The sequence below is a fragment of the Paenibacillus pabuli NBRC 13638 genome (genome assembly GCF_001514495.1).
In the GTDB taxonomy this organism is placed as follows: domain Bacteria; phylum Bacillota; class Bacilli; order Paenibacillales; family Paenibacillaceae; genus Paenibacillus; species Paenibacillus pabuli.
Window position 1 is genome coordinate 91,890 of the sequence record NZ_BCNM01000011.1, and the last position, 16,815, is coordinate 108,704.

18 protein-coding genes and 2 pseudogenes are annotated in these 16,815 nt (G+C 40.4%); 15 read left to right on the forward strand and 5 right to left on the reverse strand.

Translation table 11 applies throughout. From position 1 onward, the window contains the following. Window positions 1-118: 118 nt before the first annotated feature. From PPA03S_RS15905 to PPA03S_RS34505, 4 genes and pseudogenes are all read left to right on the forward strand, one after another. Window positions 119-1,195 (forward strand): cell wall hydrolase, encoded by a 1,077-nt coding sequence (locus PPA03S_RS15905; RefSeq protein ID WP_245683636.1) that lies wholly within the window; start codon window positions 119-121, stop codon window positions 1,193-1,195. 342 nt (window positions 1,196-1,537) lie between these two features. Next, window positions 1,538-2,299 (forward strand): DUF2935 domain-containing protein, encoded by a 762-nt coding sequence (locus tag PPA03S_RS15910; RefSeq protein WP_062324430.1) that lies wholly within the window; start codon window positions 1,538-1,540, stop codon window positions 2,297-2,299. A 14-nt stretch (window positions 2,300-2,313) separates the two neighbouring features. Continuing rightward, a complete protein-coding gene (locus PPA03S_RS15915; protein ID WP_062324285.1) occupies window positions 2,314-2,700 on the forward strand; it encodes a YmaF family protein in 387 nt (128 codons plus the stop codon). 740 nt (window positions 2,701-3,440) lie between these two features. Further along, window positions 3,441-3,518: pseudogene (locus PPA03S_RS34505) on the forward strand (IS200/IS605 family transposase); the annotation flags it as partial. A gap of 88 nt (window positions 3,519-3,606) precedes the next feature. Here the strand turns inward: PPA03S_RS34505 and PPA03S_RS15925 are convergent. The 5 genes from PPA03S_RS15925 to PPA03S_RS15945 form a co-directional block, all read right to left on the reverse strand. After that, window positions 3,607-5,883, reverse strand: a complete 2,277-nt coding sequence (locus PPA03S_RS15925) for a preprotein translocase subunit SecA (RefSeq protein ID WP_062324287.1) — start codon at window positions 5,881-5,883, stop codon at window positions 3,607-3,609. 45 nt (window positions 5,884-5,928) lie between these two features. Continuing rightward, entirely contained in the window at window positions 5,929-6,639 is a 711-nt protein-coding gene (locus tag PPA03S_RS15930) for an ABC transporter permease (RefSeq protein ID WP_062324288.1), read from the reverse strand. Next, a complete protein-coding gene (locus PPA03S_RS15935) occupies window positions 6,636-7,481 on the reverse strand; it encodes an ABC transporter ATP-binding protein (RefSeq protein ID WP_062324289.1) in 846 nt (281 codons plus the stop codon). The genes PPA03S_RS15930 and PPA03S_RS15935 overlap by 4 nt, the downstream gene beginning before the upstream one ends. Before the next feature lie 137 nt (window positions 7,482-7,618). Then, window positions 7,619-8,554 carry a LytTR family transcriptional regulator DNA-binding domain-containing protein gene (locus PPA03S_RS15940; RefSeq protein WP_062324290.1) on the reverse strand — a complete coding sequence of 312 codons (936 nt, stop codon included), beginning with the start codon at window positions 8,552-8,554 and terminating at the stop codon, window positions 7,619-7,621. Window positions 8,555-8,823: 269 nt separating this feature from the next. Then, window positions 8,824-9,594, reverse strand: a complete 771-nt coding sequence (locus PPA03S_RS15945) for a helix-turn-helix domain-containing protein (RefSeq protein WP_062324291.1) — start codon at window positions 9,592-9,594, stop codon at window positions 8,824-8,826. 393 nt (window positions 9,595-9,987) lie between these two features. Between PPA03S_RS15945 and PPA03S_RS15950 the strand changes: the two genes are divergently transcribed. From PPA03S_RS15950 to PPA03S_RS15990, 11 genes and pseudogenes are all read left to right on the forward strand, one after another. After that, window positions 9,988-10,359 (forward strand): DUF3139 domain-containing protein, encoded by a 372-nt coding sequence (locus PPA03S_RS15950; protein WP_062324292.1) that lies wholly within the window; start codon window positions 9,988-9,990, stop codon window positions 10,357-10,359. Between the two features lie 14 nt (window positions 10,360-10,373). Next, window positions 10,374-11,039: a tetratricopeptide repeat protein gene (locus PPA03S_RS15955; protein ID WP_062324293.1), complete on the forward strand. Its 666-nt coding sequence runs from the start codon at window positions 10,374-10,376 to the stop codon at window positions 11,037-11,039. Between the two features lie 219 nt (window positions 11,040-11,258). Further along, complete coding sequence (gene yaaA, locus PPA03S_RS15960; protein WP_062324294.1) at window positions 11,259-12,011, forward strand: peroxide stress protein YaaA; 753 nt, start codon at window positions 11,259-11,261, stop codon at window positions 12,009-12,011. A 212-nt stretch (window positions 12,012-12,223) separates the two neighbouring features. Continuing rightward, the gene (locus PPA03S_RS15965; RefSeq protein ID WP_062324295.1) at window positions 12,224-12,655 is read left to right on the forward strand and encodes a hypothetical protein; all 432 of its coding nucleotides are present in this window, start codon (window positions 12,224-12,226) and stop codon (window positions 12,653-12,655) included. A 304-nt stretch (window positions 12,656-12,959) separates the two neighbouring features. Further along, window positions 12,960-13,136 (forward strand): annotated as a pseudogene (locus PPA03S_RS15970) (transposase); the annotation flags it as partial. A gap of 134 nt (window positions 13,137-13,270) precedes the next feature. Beyond that, window positions 13,271-13,654 (forward strand): DUF4279 domain-containing protein, encoded by a 384-nt coding sequence (locus PPA03S_RS15975; protein WP_062324296.1) that lies wholly within the window; start codon window positions 13,271-13,273, stop codon window positions 13,652-13,654. 323 nt (window positions 13,655-13,977) lie between these two features. Beyond that, window positions 13,978-14,457 carry a HEAT repeat domain-containing protein gene (locus tag PPA03S_RS15980; RefSeq protein ID WP_062324297.1) on the forward strand — a complete coding sequence of 160 codons (480 nt, stop codon included), beginning with the start codon at window positions 13,978-13,980 and terminating at the stop codon, window positions 14,455-14,457. A 256-nt stretch (window positions 14,458-14,713) separates the two neighbouring features. Continuing rightward, complete coding sequence (locus tag PPA03S_RS15985) at window positions 14,714-15,085, forward strand: DUF7674 family protein (RefSeq protein ID WP_062324298.1); 372 nt, start codon at window positions 14,714-14,716, stop codon at window positions 15,083-15,085. Between the two features lie 101 nt (window positions 15,086-15,186). Continuing rightward, on the forward strand, window positions 15,187-15,318 hold the full coding sequence (locus PPA03S_RS34265; RefSeq protein ID WP_281189061.1) for a hypothetical protein: 132 nt from the start codon (window positions 15,187-15,189) through the stop codon (window positions 15,316-15,318). A 420-nt stretch (window positions 15,319-15,738) separates the two neighbouring features. Further along, entirely contained in the window at window positions 15,739-15,837 is a 99-nt protein-coding gene (locus PPA03S_RS34550) for a hypothetical protein (RefSeq protein WP_501193428.1), read from the forward strand. After that, window positions 15,815-16,672, forward strand: coding sequence for a prohibitin family protein (locus PPA03S_RS15990; RefSeq protein ID WP_062324299.1), 858 nt, complete (start codon window positions 15,815-15,817; stop codon window positions 16,670-16,672). The genes PPA03S_RS34550 and PPA03S_RS15990 overlap by 23 nt, the downstream gene beginning before the upstream one ends. Window positions 16,673-16,815: the final 143 nt, after the last annotated feature.

Sequence of the window (16,815 nt, forward strand, 5' to 3'; positions counted from 1 at the left end):
GTCATCGGTCCGATAGACGTCTCTTTTTCTATATCCTATAATGACACTCGGGATGTCCAACCGTGAGAATTCAGGGGAAGAAGTGGGATCTGGATTCAGAAAAGTGGAGGTTAATGGAATGATGAAGAATAAAATTGAAGTGGATCAAACGAATAAAATGAATGAAGAGAATATGATGAATGAGAAGAATAGAATGAATGAAAAGCATTTGATGAGTGAGCAGCGTAGCATGTGTGAAATGGTCAGTATGAACGAGAATGCCGGGATAGTGGTGTACAGCTACAATGGCGACGTTAAGGTGAATGAGGTAGATCGGGTTTACGGTGAATACGATGTGATTGATCTTACTCCTGTAAAAGAGATGAAAGAAAAGAAACAGATGAATGTGACGAGCTATATCCACAGCTCAGATGAAGAATCTAAGTTAAACAGTAGGGATGAGAAGCTTGATCTGCATGATTTGCATGTTCTGCACACAAATACTGCCCACATGGAGCCGATCACCGTCAGTCGGAAAGTTACCCACCGCAGGGGGAGAAAGACTGGCAAAAGAGCAGGACGAGTAAGTATGCTTCTCGGTGCCTGCGCGATGACGCTGGGACTGACCGTGGCTGCTCCTTCGGCTGGAGCACAAAAGCTGGAGCAAGGTGTTCGCAGTGAGCATGTACTGCAATTGCAGGAGCAATTAAGCGACCTGGGGTATTTTGACGCTGGAATGACGGGGTATTACGGTTCCATCACCAAGAGCGCAGTCCGTAAGTTCCAGCAGGCACAGGGGCTGAGCGCCGATGGCGTGGCAGGCCCGGTAACTCTGAACAGACTGAACAAGAAAGTGAAAGCCGAAGGCAACACGCTGCGCCAATTGGCAAAGCTGATCCATGGGGAAGCACGCGGAGAATCCTTTGAAGGACAGGTTGCTGTAGGCGCGGTCGTGTTGAACCGAGTGCATTCGAATGCATTCCCGTCATCCATTCCGCAGGTGATTTTCCAGAAAGGGCAGTTCACAGCCATAGACGATGGTCAGTTCAATACGAAGCCGACGGCGACCTCTTATAAGGCAGCACGCAAAGCATTAAATGGCGTTGATCCGACGAATGGAGCATTGTATTATTACAATCCGAAGATTGCCACTTCGGTGTGGAGTAAGAGCAGGCCGACACTGCTGACGATTGGGCAGCATGATTTTACGCGTTAAGTTAGGTAGAGGAATTAAGAAAAATAATTGTAAATATTAAATTACCCCCGGCTATGCGCTGCTGAATGCAGACGCGCTGCCGGGGGTTTGTTAGTTTATGAACTATACTTGAGAATTTTCCTGGCTCAGTAGGCCATTTGCTTGAAAGGCATTATAAATTTACTTCATTAATTTTGATTTTTAATTTTTCGATAGCATATTGAAACATGGCATCCCCATATACTTTGCTATCATGGCATATTTAGATGGTCTACTTATTAAGTGTGCTGAAAGGTGGGATAAGGTTTGTCGGATCCTTTTGTTGTCAAATCATTAGACGAAATACGTTTTTGGTCACGCATTATGAAAGAACATTCCTTTTTTCTTCGACTGGGATTTAGGTGTGAAGATACGCAGTTAATTAATGAGGCTAATCAATTCCATGCAATCTTTGAGGATATTGAAAGAAGATCACATTCTTTTCAAGCAGATACGGATCCGCAAACCATTAGACAGTTTAATTTAGAAGTTCACAATGCGGCTGCGCATATATGGGCATTTAAAAGAAAAGTGCTTGGGCTTATACTACGGTGTCAACTTCCGGGGGGAACCAATTTTCCTTTACTTGTGGATCATGTTAGCCGAGAAGCCAATTACTTTAGAAATCGGTTAGAGGAACTCAATAGCGGGAGGCTTGAACCATTACCTGATGCGATTATTGATGAAAATGTCTTTTTCCTCAAAATCATGGCAGACCATGCAAAATTTATAGGTCATCTTCTTGATCCATCCGAGCGAAAATTAGTGGAACAAGCAAGGGAGTTTAGTCAAGATTTTGATACGCTGATGTTCCAAGCCATCGATTTAAGTTCAATGCGTCCACAATCGCAAACCCATCCATTACTAAGTCAATTTGTTGATGAAAACCGCGTTTCGGTCAAATCATTGCGAGATTTTAAGAAGACTGCACGCGACTTAATTGATGAGTGTCGAATCAAAAGTATCATTCACCCCTTATTGGCAGATCACGTTTTTCGTGAAGCCGAACGATTCTTGTTTGTACTTGACATGTTTGATCAATCATTGTCTGGCATGCAGGTAAACAAGAAAGAAATCATGCATTAAAGGAGGCATATTTGATGGAAAAACATATAACGGGATTTGTTTTTCATTCCAATGACCCCGATTCTGGACATTCACATAAACTTTTTCTTACATCTTGGGATGGAAGGCCAGTCAACGTTCATGTTCATCCTTTTCAAGGAGATACATCCTTTGATGTTGGACATTTCCATCATTACGTGGGTATAACTGAACCAGCTCCGAGTGGTGTTCCACACGTCCATAATTATCATGCCCAAACGTCCTTTAATGACCAACACAAGCACATGATAAGGGGAACAACTGGTCCTGCAATTCCCTTGGCAGGCGGTGGGCACTATCATTATTTTGAAGGTTATACCACAGTGGATGGTAGGATTCCACATGCTCATCGATATAATGGAAATACAGGTAATGAACAATAATATAACATCTGTCTTTGTTAGGTGGGTGTTCTTGCATTGTAATGAAATTTGGTGGATTAGTAGAAGATGACTGTAAAGTGATAGTAATCTGACCCTAAGTTGAACACCACATGATGGATTTACCGTGATAGTATGTAACCATAGAAAAAGGCGCGAATGAAACGCACGGCTGCACAATGCGGCATATGAACGGGGCGTTCCTCCTCTCGCCTTTTCTAGTTATATCAGTGCTTTGGGTCACTTCTTCTTTTTTGAAAATAGAAATAAGACTAGCAGAATAACTGCAATAGCTACGATATCGTAAACAATATTGAACATTTCATATGTTGTTCGAGAAATGAAAAAGCCCACAGCTGCAATGCCCAAAATTATTAGACCAAAAATTGTTTTATTTTGCAATCTAAAACCTCCATTTATATATATTTGGATGGATTGTAGGACAATACATCGATTCAGCTGGTGGTTATCCTCCAAATTGTAATACGTAGCGGTGGGAAGCATGTTTGATGGTGATTGGCAATACAGGGGAACGGTAGGGAAGAGCGACATACGATATTTTGGGTCTGAACCCTACTCTTGAAGTGAAAAGTGAAATTATTGAAAAAAAGAGAGCGTGTTGAAGTGTCATGGGAGACTGTAAACGATTATGTAGGCGACGCAGAAGATATTGCTGACAAGATTACAAAAATGGCTGAGACTATTAAATGATCAATCGGATCAAGGCTTTTTCATTAGACAAGCGTAAGTACAAGGGAATGGAAATTTTAGAAGGCTACATGATGCCTGGCCACGTTCATATGTTGGTGGCACCAAAACCCCACCCGCTGGCTTTAAAAACTTATGAGCAGCTGGTTTCGCACAGCGGGAATGTGGTTTCGGTGGGGGAAGAGCTGAAAGAGACTTGCATCAATATTTTGACAGCTTAAATATCGGACTTAAAATCTTGCGCCCCCAATAAGCCAATACGGTCGTTCCGGTCCAAGAGCTGCGCTTATTTTGGGTGTATTGATCGTTGATCATATAAGTTCGAGTGGAGATAGGGCTCTTCAAACCGAACTCTTCCCACTTCGCGGGATCATTCGAACCTCCAAGCTTTACAAGCATATTGGCCGTCTCCGTATCTATTTTATCCGGAATTTGCTCGAAGGCTTCGGTGATTTGCACATGAAATTCGTCGATCGGATTACGGCTGGTAATGCTCTCCAGGTGGATGCCTTCGCGAATGTAAGAAACATATGCCAGGTGGTTCGCCCAGAACTCGTCGATATAAAAAAGCCTTACCCGCTGTTCTGATGGACTCATCGTCTTCTCCCCATTCAATATTCTGAGCCGTTCTTCGTATAGGATTCGCCTCTGATCCTCCACCATATCCGAATAACCGTTCAGTTCCCGCTGAATATCGAAGTTTTGGCCCATAATAACGCGCTGAATATGCTCGATTTTGCTACGGAGCGCTGGATTTTCAAGAGCCTCCTCCTGCCTGGGAACAGAAACTTCTTTATGAATGCCAAAGCGAAGCATCAACTCGTCTTCCAGGCATATATAAAATACGGAAGCTCCCGGGTCGCCCTGGCGGCCCGAACGCCCGCGCAACTGGTCATCAATCCGCACACTTTCATTCACATATGTACCCATTACGTATAATCCGCCCAGCTTGGCGACAACTTCTGCCTGCCCGGGGTTGCCGCCGCCGAGCCGAATGTCAACGCCGCGTCCTGCCATATTCGTAGACACCGTGACGGCGCCGATTTCTCCCGCTTTGGCGATGATTTCGGCTTCTTCTACATCGTTTTTTGCATTCAGAACATGACAAGGTACGCCGGCAACCGCCAGCGCCTCCGCCAGTATGTCAGACTCCTCGACGCTTGATGTACCAATAAGAATGGGGCGTCCCACCCTATGGACGGAAGAGATTTCTTGTACAAGCGCCTTATATTTAGCTTCTTTATGGGTATAAATCCGGTGTGGGTGGTCGATCCGTATGTTTGGCCGGTTCGGCGGAATTTTCACGACCTGCAGCGCATAGATATCTTCGAATTCCATTGCTGAAGCGTGGGCCGTAGCTGTCATTCCGCAAATTCCCGGATACAGGCTAATGAAGTGTTGAATGGTAATCGTCCCGAGAATTTTCCCGCCGGCCTTCCATTGAAGCCCTTCTTTGGCCACAAGCGCAGCTTGAAGACCATCTGGCAAATACCTGTTCTCGGCCACACGGCCGGTATATTCTTCGATTAGCTCAATTTCACCGTCCCGGACGATGTAATCGACGTCTTTTTTTAATAACGATTCCACATGCAGCGCACAATTTAATGAGGTTAGCAAATGACTATTATGGTTATCGTACAAATTGCCACATCCCAACAGCAATTCCGCTTTTGCAGCACCTGCATCATTCAAGTAAACGTTCCGCTGGAACTCGTCGAAGTTGTAATGCTCTGTTTGCTCGAGCTGCCGAGCCGCTTCTGCGAAACGAATGCCATCATCGCTGGAAGAGCCCGACTCGCCGCTGATGACTAGTGGCACCCGCGCTTCGTCGAGTAGCAGTGAATCTGCTTCGTCAACAATGACATAGTGGAAAGGACGATGTACGGTATCAGCTTCATTTAATGCAATGGTGTCGCGCAAATAATCGAAACCCGCTTCTTTAGCCGTAACATAGATTATATCCTTGGCGTACGCTTCCCGTTTCTCGAGCAAACTCATGCCCGCTTGGACCGAGTTTACCGTTAACCCCAGGAAACGATAGACTGGACCCATCCACTCGGCATCCCGCTTTGCCAAATAATCGTTAAAAGTCAGCACATGAACGCCTTCGCCTGTCAGCGCATTTAGGTAAGCAGGCATTACAGCAGAGAGCGTTTTTCCTTCACCGGTCTGCTGCTCGATCAAAAATCTCTCGTGCAGAGCGATAGCAGCCATGATCTGGACATCGTAGGGCTGTAATGCCAACTTTCTCTTCGCTACCTCACAGACTAGTGCATAGGCATCGACAAGCAGCTCATTCAAAGGCGTACCTAATTTTGCTTCCTTTTTAAGCCGGAGAGATTCCGCTTGCAACCGCTGATCGTCCCAAGTTTCCAAACTCCGTTTTTGGATGAGCTCAACTTTGTCTCGATAACCTTTCAGCTTCAGTTGGATTTCGCGTTCTTTAATGTTTTGTATCCATTTGACGATTACATTCATGGGAGTGTGATTCCTCCTTGGTAGAAATAAGACATTCTATAGTGGCTACTCATCCTTTAACCGCCGTTGATACAAAATAACAGACACAAGCGTTAATACAACCGTCCATGCCATAATAATGAGGAGGGGTTTTAATAGGTCTCCTATTGTAAACCCTGTATGGGGGATACCTAGCAAATGTATTAGCTGACTGCTTGGCATGTAATCCAGCACTTTGAAGATTGGATAATCATCCGCTAATAACGCTCCCCCTGTTGCCCCGGAGAATATAGCTGCCACAGGAAGTATAGATAACGATGCTTCAAGCAACGTTTTGGAGAATAAGCCACATATCGTCCCGGCCGCTATGTATAGAATAATCGAAAGAATGATTGCGGCCACAAATGCCCATATATTAGCGGGTTCATAGCCAAATATAAATATAGAAATAGCCAGAACAACAGAAGACATGACAAAGACCAAAGCACTTTTTCCGATCAAAACGTCTATGATCGTAGCCGGAGTCATCATTAATGATCGTAACGTGTTGCGTTCCTTTTCTTCTGCAATCAAGCATGCTTGTGCAAAACATGTTACGAGCACAAGCGAAATATTTAGAAGAAAACCGATGACTTCAGGCATAGACAAGCCCGCACCTCGAAAAAGAACGGCTAAAAGAATCGGAAAAATCAACATGATGGAAATGGCATAATTGCGTGAAAACTCTTTGTAATCCTTCACGAATATCGCTCGCGCACGTTTCAATGAGATACTCATAGTAGCTCACTTCCTGTCATTTTAATGAAGATATCGCCTAGAGTTGGCTCTTTCGTTACTAATCTATCAATCAACCCTAGTTTCATCCAATCAGCGATTTGATCAGCCGTCTCTTCATCCATTGGTAATTCATGTGCTTCGCCATTGATTAAGTCCACACAAACGACGTTTTCCCGATGCTGTTTTTTAAGCGCCTTGGGCGAGCCGATGGCTTGGATTTGCCCTTGATACAAAATCGCTACCCGGGTGCATAGCAGCTCTGCCTCAGCCATATCATGCGTCGTTAAAAAAATCGTTGTCCCTTTCTCATTTAAATAGCGCAAGCCTTTATAAATATGGGCCGAGTTTACCGGATCTAAAGCCGAAGTAGGTTCATCCAAAAATAATAATTCAGGCTCATGGATAATCGCGCATGCCAATAGGACACGCTGACGCATCCCTTTAGATAGAAGGTTGACCTTCTTTTTGTGTTCCCCATATAAGTTTACAAACTGCAGCACCCTATCAATCGAAGATTTGGGTAGATCATATAATTGACGATACAACTCCAGATTTTCAACTATCGTTAATCTCTCATATAAACCACTGTTATCCGTCATAATACCAAAGCGCATCTTCTGTTTAGACTTCTGCATCATCTTCGCTGGTTCGTTAAATACAGTTGCCTGTCCGCTTGTCGGATTTAATTGCGCGGTTAAAAGCTTTATTAATGTTGTTTTTCCTGAACCACTCGGGCCGAGAAAACCAAAAATTTCACCTTTTGGAATGGAAAAAGACACGTCTGCCAACGCATCCTTCTTTTCAAATCTCTTCCGAATATGCTCGACTTGGATCACGTCCACTAACACCACTTCCTTTGAGTTAATGGCACAAGTATATAGAGATTGCACGTTTCCAACCATCAAAACCCCTCGGAATGTAGCTTTTATCACCTGAATGGTACCCTAGATGCCTGATTGGTTCGGCGTTTTCCTGAAAATTAAAGGTTAAGAAGCGTTTTTAATTCAGATAATTTTGAACGGGATAACGGAACCACGGCATCTTTGCCGGTATTTAAACGCAGGCTGTAACTATTTTTCGTCCAGGTAATTATCTCTCTTACTTTTTGCAGATTAACAAGGTAGGAACGATGGCATCTGAAAAATCCGAAATTCGCCAATCTCTGCTCGAGCTCAGTTAACGTTAAAGCACAGTCGTAATGTTCGCCATCTACATGTACCAGAATCGAACCATTTACACTCTCAATAAAATCAATTTCAGGCGGATTAAATAAAATCACTTTGCCATTTTTTTTCGTAGTAATCTTCTGCAAGATTACATTGGGCTGATCACGATCCTGCACATCTTGTTTATTCTCTTCCGCGTCCCGAATATCCAACGGATGCAAGCCGAGCTCATTCAATCGGTAAATGGTATCGCAGGAAATAAGGGCATCCTCAAAATTCGAAGTTAAAATTAAAATCTGCTTTTCTTTCAAAAGATCATCCAAAACCCGTTTAAACTGGCGACGATCTTGTTCTTCCAGATAAAAATAGGGTTCCTCCAGTACCAGTGTAGGCTGATGTGCAAAATAAACGCGCAGCAACGTCACATACATTCTTTTTGATGGGCTTAGATTCTTGATTTTTATCTTCCGTTCTTCTTTCAAAGCGAAATAATCCAACAACATAGTAGCACGATCATTCCGCTCTGTTACGTTGATTAAAAAAGTGATTAATTCTTCCACCGTTAACTGTGCATACTCGTTTTGTTGAGCTCGAAATATGTAATATTGGGAATGATCCAGCAATTGATTCATTAAAATCTGCTTTCGCTTCAAGTCTGTTATAATGCCAATCGATTGGTTACATGCCATATTTAATTCGATTTTCGGTAAGAATATTTCCCCATCATGATACACTGGTTGAAATTGCATGCGGTCCTCCTGATCATCACTGCTTTTGGATAATATGTAACAATTATAATGTTGGAGTTATTTTTTGTCATCTTCAGTTGAGATGGTTTAGATCCTCGATCAGGCATATGAAGAACGAGCCTCCAGCAATCGGTTGGACGTAGCAGCATTGCATACGAAAAGCGATTGGATATCTATGGACATATAAACGAAAAACCACTCCCAAAAATGAATTAGGGTGGTTTTTAGGGTGACAGTTTGTCTTGATGAGCGATGGAGCTAAGTTGGAACTACTCTTGAACTGTAAAAGGAATGCTCAACGAAGTGGGCTCTACAATGGTTTTTCCAGTGTCGTAATCATAGATTTTATTGAACACAAGTTCAATGGATTCCAGCTCATCCGGGTCATCGGTATATACTAAACCATAACCCATATTATCCATGACTACGCCGTCATATTGATGATAAACATAGGGTTTCCTCATGAAATTACGATCTGCTGAGATGGGGCTGCCCGTGTTTGGATAGACGGAATTCAAACCATAAAACCCGATATTTTGATCCGTTGTATTTTCAACACTGTAGAGGATTTTGATAAAAGTGATCTCAGGATCAATATCTTCTTGATTCAGAATAGAAATGTTTTTGCGAGTGTCTTCAGGAAGATCGCTAGCCTCTAATAGTTGAGCATCCATCATATGAATAATTAATGGCCCGAATTCAATACTTTGGTTCAGAGGAACAGCTTTTAACAATTTCAGTTGTCCGCCGTAATCGAATGTTCCTGTATCTCCAGGTTTCGATAGGATCGGTGATGCTGCACTTTCAAAAAGCCTGTCCTGAAGATTGCTGGCGGCCTGCTCGGCTGGATTATAATCTGGTTTAAGTCCTTTGTATGTTAGTTCAGACCGGAAAGGCTTTAAACCAGATTCCAGGACAAGTTCAGAAGAAGCAGGGTAAGGCTGTAACGGATTGACTTCCAGTGGTGTAGATGTGGCATAATTGGAGCTGCCTGAACCGCCCAAAAGTGCGAGAGCGAGCAGTAATTGAACAATAAACATAAGATGAGACACCCTTTCTCTCTAAAATATAAATAAATAAGATCATCAACCCACCTAGTTGTTATCTGAAGATAATATGACCTGATATGGTATTGATGGAATAGATTTACGGTCAAAGTAATAATAATCATAGCAAAATGGAGCATTAAGATAATGAGAATAACGACCTAACTTCAGGTAATAGAAGATTGACGAGTGGATAAAGTAACATAGATATAAGGACCCAGGCGACAATGTAGGAGTTCTGTTCCGTAAGGACCAGGGTCCGTTATGAGTGGATAGATAGAACTATTTTAGGATAAATATCAAATGAATAGAGATTGTACATAGAGAAATATCAGATAAAATTATTAAATCTATATTGATAGAAACTGGTAATGGAGGTGAATAGAGATGAAGTTTCTAAAGGGATCATTGATTGTAATCACATTAATAGTCATAGCTTCAGTCACATGGTATGGCTCCTATAAGAATGATATGAAGGAACTTGAAGATGGTTTAAGAACGTATTTAACCGTTGAAAAGGGTATGGATGAAAATAATATTATTAACATCACAGCTCGTCGCAGTAAAATGCCACAGTATCCTGTAGGCGTCCAATTGAAGGACAATCCTCAGGAATATGTCTACACCTACATAGGAGAGCAATGGGTGCAACTTAATGATGTAACAATTGGTTTTTTTGCCGATAAGAACGGCACCATAATCAATGTAGATGCCTTCATGGGCAAGACTACTCGCATTCTTGGTAACCAAATTAATTAGAAACGAGGACTTTGATGAATGATTTAGCCATTCAGAATATTGTCAATGGGTTAGTGAATCAGTCGACGGGAGAGTCCCTGGAAGAAGCAGAGAAGTTAATTCTTGACTATTTAAATAAGTTTCCTCAGGACGTAGACGCATGGGCAAGAGTAGTCTTATTGCAAACATTACCTCCTTTTGGAGATTATCAAAGAGCTATATCATTGCTAGATTCGGCAATGGAGTACAATGATAATGTTTCATATTTCACAATACTTTCAAGCTTTTTCAGTGAATGGTTTATGGGTGGAATGAATGATTTTCAACTTGAAAATTTAATTCAATTAGAGAAAAACTCCAGTGATACACACACGAAAGCCATTATATTGTATTTGATGGCATGGCATTACGAATCTACAAACAAAAATAAGTTTGTTACTCTTGTTGATCAATCAATTAAAACATGTAATTATCTTGTAATGAACTGGGTTGATTTAGGAAATTACTATTTACAAAATGGAGAAATGGATAAAGGAAAGCTATTAATTCAGAGTGGATTGGCTAATGTTAAACTTATTTATAAGGAAGATACATGTTACGAAGATTATGAATCACTAGATGTAATCAGGTTTATTAATGAACGAATTACTGGTGTCTTTATGACAGAGGGAAGATACAATTCAATTGTTGATTTAATTTAACAACCACCTTCTTATTTAAAGTACAAATAAATTTTGAACTTAAATTTTCAAAATGTAATGAACAAGCCAGCCCATGAGCGGGCTGGTTTGTTCGTGTTTAAATCTTTTCAAAGGAAGCATGACAGGGCGAGTGCGCTTTAACATTGTTGGATTCGCCTGACCAATCCTGTACAATGAATAACGACAAAAACAACGGTAGATTAAGGATGGATCAGCACGATGAGAATTATCATATCACCAGCGAAAAAGATGAAGATTGATACCGATCTTATGGCTATCGCGCAGATGCCGCATTTTATAAACGAGTCAGAACAATTATTGAGTCTGCTTCAAAAGTTAACCTATGACGAACTTAAAATATTGTGGAAGTGCAACGATGCAATCGCCGAACTGAATATGGAGCGGATTCAGAATATGAATTTAAAGAATAATCTGACGCCAGCCATCTATGCCTATGAGGGCATTCAGTATCAATATATGGCGCCGAGTGTTTTTCAAAGTGAAGAACTGGCCTATCTGCAGCAGCATTTACGCATATTATCCGGGTTTTATGGCATGTTGCGACCTTTGGATGGGGTTACCCCTTATCGGTTGGAGATGCAGGGCAAGCTGCAAGGTCCGGGATTCAAGTCCCTCTATCAGTTCTGGGGTAGCAAATTGGCCAATCAGCTTCAGTCGGAAAGCAACTCCATTTTGAATTTGGCTTCCAAAGAATATAGCAAAAACATTACTCCTTTTCTAAGCGAGGAGGTTAAGTTCATTACTTGTGTATTCGGACAAATGGTCGAGGGGAAGGTCATTGAAAAGGCAACCTGGGCCAAGATGGCCAGAGGCGAAATGGTACGTTATATGGCAGAGCATCAGATTACAGATGTAAAGGACATCAGGGGCTTTGATCGGCTGAACTTTGGTTACTCAGAAGAACGATCGGATGAAAGCACATATGTTTTCATACAACCAGAGGGAAAGTAGCCTACATTGTACAACGATGAAGTTTCATGTACATATTGTGAGGATTCTGTGGTCAAGTGCGGTTGGAAGACAACACACGAAGCGCTCTATGACTTCTCAAAAAGTGGTCGTAATTTTGATGGTGGTGTCGGAAATAAATGGTGGGAAGCGAAATTTTAATCAGATAGGGGTTCTAGGCTTGAGATTGCAAAAAGTAATGAGGGGGATTATGCATGTCTGTTTCAGTATCTATTGAAATAAGATTATCAAAGCAAATCTCAAGAATGACTATTCTTCGCAAACTCGAAGATTTCGGTTGGACGTATAACGATCAAGGAAAAGTCACTTATCTACCAATTGGAGACGAGGATGACTTTGATTGGCAGCACAAATCAATTCCTTTAGAGGAGTTACTAAAGATTTTAGTCATAAAGGATAATCAAAGAGAATTAATTGGAGTGGTAATGACTTGGAAAGATACAGATGAAGGGGGAACATTCTTAATTGAAGAGAACGGTACCATAATTATAAGTCCAGATATAAATCGAAAAGTTCTCGATATTGAAAGTTATAATAAGATAACTGACGTAAACTGGTATATTACCAAATTAATACCCGCATTTGGTCAATTGTATGAGTCAATTTCCTTCAATGAACATGTGTAGAATGTACCATTCAATGAGAAAAACTAAATTATTACTCATATAAAAAGGACTTCTCTTCAATATTGACATGTTTGAAGAAGATGATCTTTGTATACTAGGGGCCACTGAAATAGTCCGACATCATCTATAAACAGGATAAAACATGGGAGAGACTACAGGATTCCAACTTCCGTTGGGATGCCAAGCATTATTTTAAATCAAACGTGGGCCCTACATCATTGCCTTTACCCCTCCTCATTTTTATTGAGGAGGGGTATCCTGTTTTCCTGTATAATTAAATGATTAATTTCAGGTGGTGTCTCGGATGATTTCAAACCAACAACCTCTTAACCTTAGTCCACTTATGGACATATACGATATCCTCGTACCTAAAGATAATATGCTTCGTCAAATAATTCATCTCGTAGATTATTCATTTGTTCAGGTAGAATTACAGCATAAATACTGCCTCGACAATGGTCGCAATGCAGTACCTTCCATTTGAATGTTCAAATACCTATTGTTGAAATACATTTTCGATGTTTAATTGGAATAGTTTATAATTGAAATATTTCGTTTGGTTTCTGACATTTGATTAGGAACAATTTGGGAGGGTCGTATGACAAAACGAATATCATGGCTGAATTTATCATTACCGGAGATCATTTCGAACCGAAGTTATTCACAGAACAGATTGGAATCGAGCCATCAGGAACCTATATAAAAGGAGAAAAGATTGATGATAGAGATATGTATCGAAAAGAAACCTGTTGGTTCTTGGATACGGACTATCAGGAATCTTATGATATCAATCAGCAATTGAATTACCTACTCATTCTTTTGGAGCCGCATATTGAAAAGTTGAAAACGTTGAGAATGGAGCATAATTTGAGTTTTTTGTTCAGCTTCTCGATCAGGGTCATGAATAATGAGAGCCCTGCAATTTCTATCGAGCAAAAGGCAATCAGTATAGCCTATGACTTGAAAGCAGAGTTTGATTTTGATTTGTATATTCTATAGCATTGGAAACGAGCCAGTATGAAAATACATGTTGAGAAGAAATAGCAGACCATTAGACTTGGGGATGTTGATGTAGTATTTAGCTTCATGTCCAATTCGTCGGAGCAAGCTCTCAATTTCAGAGATCATTAGATTTGATAGGTATGCCGATTGACTCTTTTAGGGAACCCTTCTCTAACGAAAAACATGATTTCGATTGTAATTCTCATAAAAAAATGAAATTCGCGTTTGAGTGTAATCGCCATGATCTTGGGCGTGGTGAAATAAAATCGATTATAAGTATTCAAATTGGTAAACCTAGATTTAAATAGAGGAGTGATGTAGTGGAAATTCATAAATTAGACGATTTTATTCGTGTGGGCAAGATTGAAGAGGCTATCGAAATAATTAAGTTAATTGGTGAGAATAAGGATGAATCGTATCTTGAGGTACTACTAGAACATCTTAAGGCTACGGATAATAATATCCTTAGGAATGAAATTGCACTTGCCCTATCTGATATTGGCAATGAAAAAGCAGTAGATATTTTGATAGAGTTATTAATTCATCCTAAAACTATAGGAAGTAGAGGAACATTATTGTATGCATTAGAGAACCTTGACTACACTGCCCATATATCAACTGTTGCAGGTTTTATTGGTTCTTCAAGTCTCGAAGTCAGTATGCAAGCCTTTTTGTTGCTTGAATATATAGTAGACGAGCTCTCACATAATCAAAAAGAGCAATGTAAAAGTATTCTTGAATCGAACTTTAAAAATACTGACAATGAAATTCTTGAAGAAGCATTAGAATTGCTAAAATAAATAGGTCTATACATATTTAACGGAGAGAATATCAACGTTTGAAATTGATTGAAGTGCACCTCATTCTCCATTGAATTGAAGAAAGAATTTATTCGTCTCCATATCAAGAGAAATGGACGGATCGTAAATTACATAGCACTAGGAGATTCACGACGCAGAACATGTAAGAAAAGAATGAGGAAGTCATCATAGTTAGCTATTCAAATACTATTTGATACCCAAAAATGATTTTAACAGAATGGAGGAGGCTGGAAAAATGGATAAAGACATTTTAATAAAACAATTCCTAAGACTGTTCCCTGAATTCCACGATCGTTATATAGAACATATGGAATTTAATCAAGAGTTTCTAGGACATGTGTTTTTTGGTGATGAAGTGTCTACTTATGTTGAAGAATTGCTTCGTGAAAATGATAACATAGAACAAATTGAAACGTTCTTCAGTTTTTTTGAATGGATGGCGACTCAAACGAATCTTTATTTTGTACAAGTGTTATCTACTACAATATTGTATAATCTTGGTGGACATACGGATATTTTGCAAAAAGCCCAAAGTTATATGAAGCCGCATACTAAAAAACTCTCTCAAGAAATAGAAGATTTGCATTCAGGAAAATATTTTTCGTGAAATAATCGCCTGGAGTTCGGTTTGAATGCTTGTTTCGTTGAAGATCAGTGCTGCTAATTATAATCTTGGGGATTTTTAAAAATATGAAGGTGGTATCAACCTTGATTTTACAAAAGACAGTGGAACGGCTCCATCAGTTGATCGATCAGGATTGGTCGAAATTTGACCATGAAGAATTAGAAACGATTAATGTTGAACTTATAGGTTACGCGTTCGAAGATGCCATCAAATAATTTGATGGCTCTTTTTTGTATGACAATAAGGCAGCATCGGCCACACGTACGCCACTTTCTGGATAGGAATCACCGGCTACAGAACGTCCCACACTCACCATTTTCTTTGCTACTTTACCTCATAGTAGTTCGATCTTGGGATGCTCACAAGCCGTAAAACAAGCCGGATCGCATATCCCTGTTCGATGTAGAAATTCTAGGGCTGCAAGAAGCGGCGCTGGATATCATTGAAACCGAATCGCAATTTATAAAGTATATATAAAGAAAGATATAAATTATTAGTTATAATTTGGATGAACGGAGAAGTAAACTTTAAAGAGATGTAGATGAAGCCACAGCATTTTACGAAGGAGGACGAATATGCCATTTATTGGGGGAATCATTTTAATCTTTATCCTAGCTTTTATTCTATGGTCATTAATGTCCCCGCTATTCAATAAAATAGGTAGTAGAATTTTGAAAAAATACAATAAATTCAATCAAGAGGAGAATGTAGATGAAAAATTCAAAGACGTTTAGAGTAGGGGCAATTACGGTTGCATTAGTTATTATTGTGGGAGTATTACTGGTGACCTTCTTTGTAACACGAATTCCTAATGGGTATGTTGGGGTCGTGTATTCACCAAATGGAGGCGTAAAAGATAGTACATTGAGTCAAGGATGGAAACTCGTTGGAGCGTTTGATAAAGTGACCAAATATCCTATCCGAATTCAAACGGTTGAATACAAAGATATTCAGATTGCGACTTCTGACGGGAAAAACATCACAATCGATTTTGCTTACAACTATCAAGTAGAACCAAGTAAAGTATCTTCCATTTTCAATACATTTGGGCCAATTAGCATTCAAGAAATTGAGGATACATATCTCAAAACACGTTTCCGTGATGCAGCTCGTAAAGGGATCTCTAAATTTACAGTAATTGATGTTTATGGTGAAAAGTCATCCGAAGCAGGAGTGGACGTCCAACAACGTTTTTCTGATGACGTTAAAGAGTTAGGCTTCATTGTATCAAACGTTACCGTAGGTGTTCCTCAACCTGACGCCAAGACTCAGGAAGCAATCGATAAGCGTGTTGAAGCCTCTCAAGAGCTGGAACGTAAAACGACTGAGCTTGAGATCGCCAAGAAAGAAGCAGATCGTAAGCGCGTAGAAGCACAAGGTAATGCAGACAAACTATTGATCGAAGCAGAAGGTCAAGCTAAAGCAAATAAAGAGCTTCAACAATCCTTATCAAGCCAACTTGTTCAATATGAGACCATCAAGAAATGGGATGGCGCACTCCCGTATGTAAGTGGATCAAACACTCCAATGATTCAATTGCCGACTACAAAAACAGAGCAAGAGAAATAGCGGCGCGGGGAGCGTATCTCCCTAATAGCGGGTTGAACGCCTTGCTTTCCCACCAATTGAATTTTTTGAAGTGTAATGAACAAGTCGGTCCATGAATGGGCTGACTTGTTCACTTTTGAGTCTTTTCAAACTTTTTGATTTTA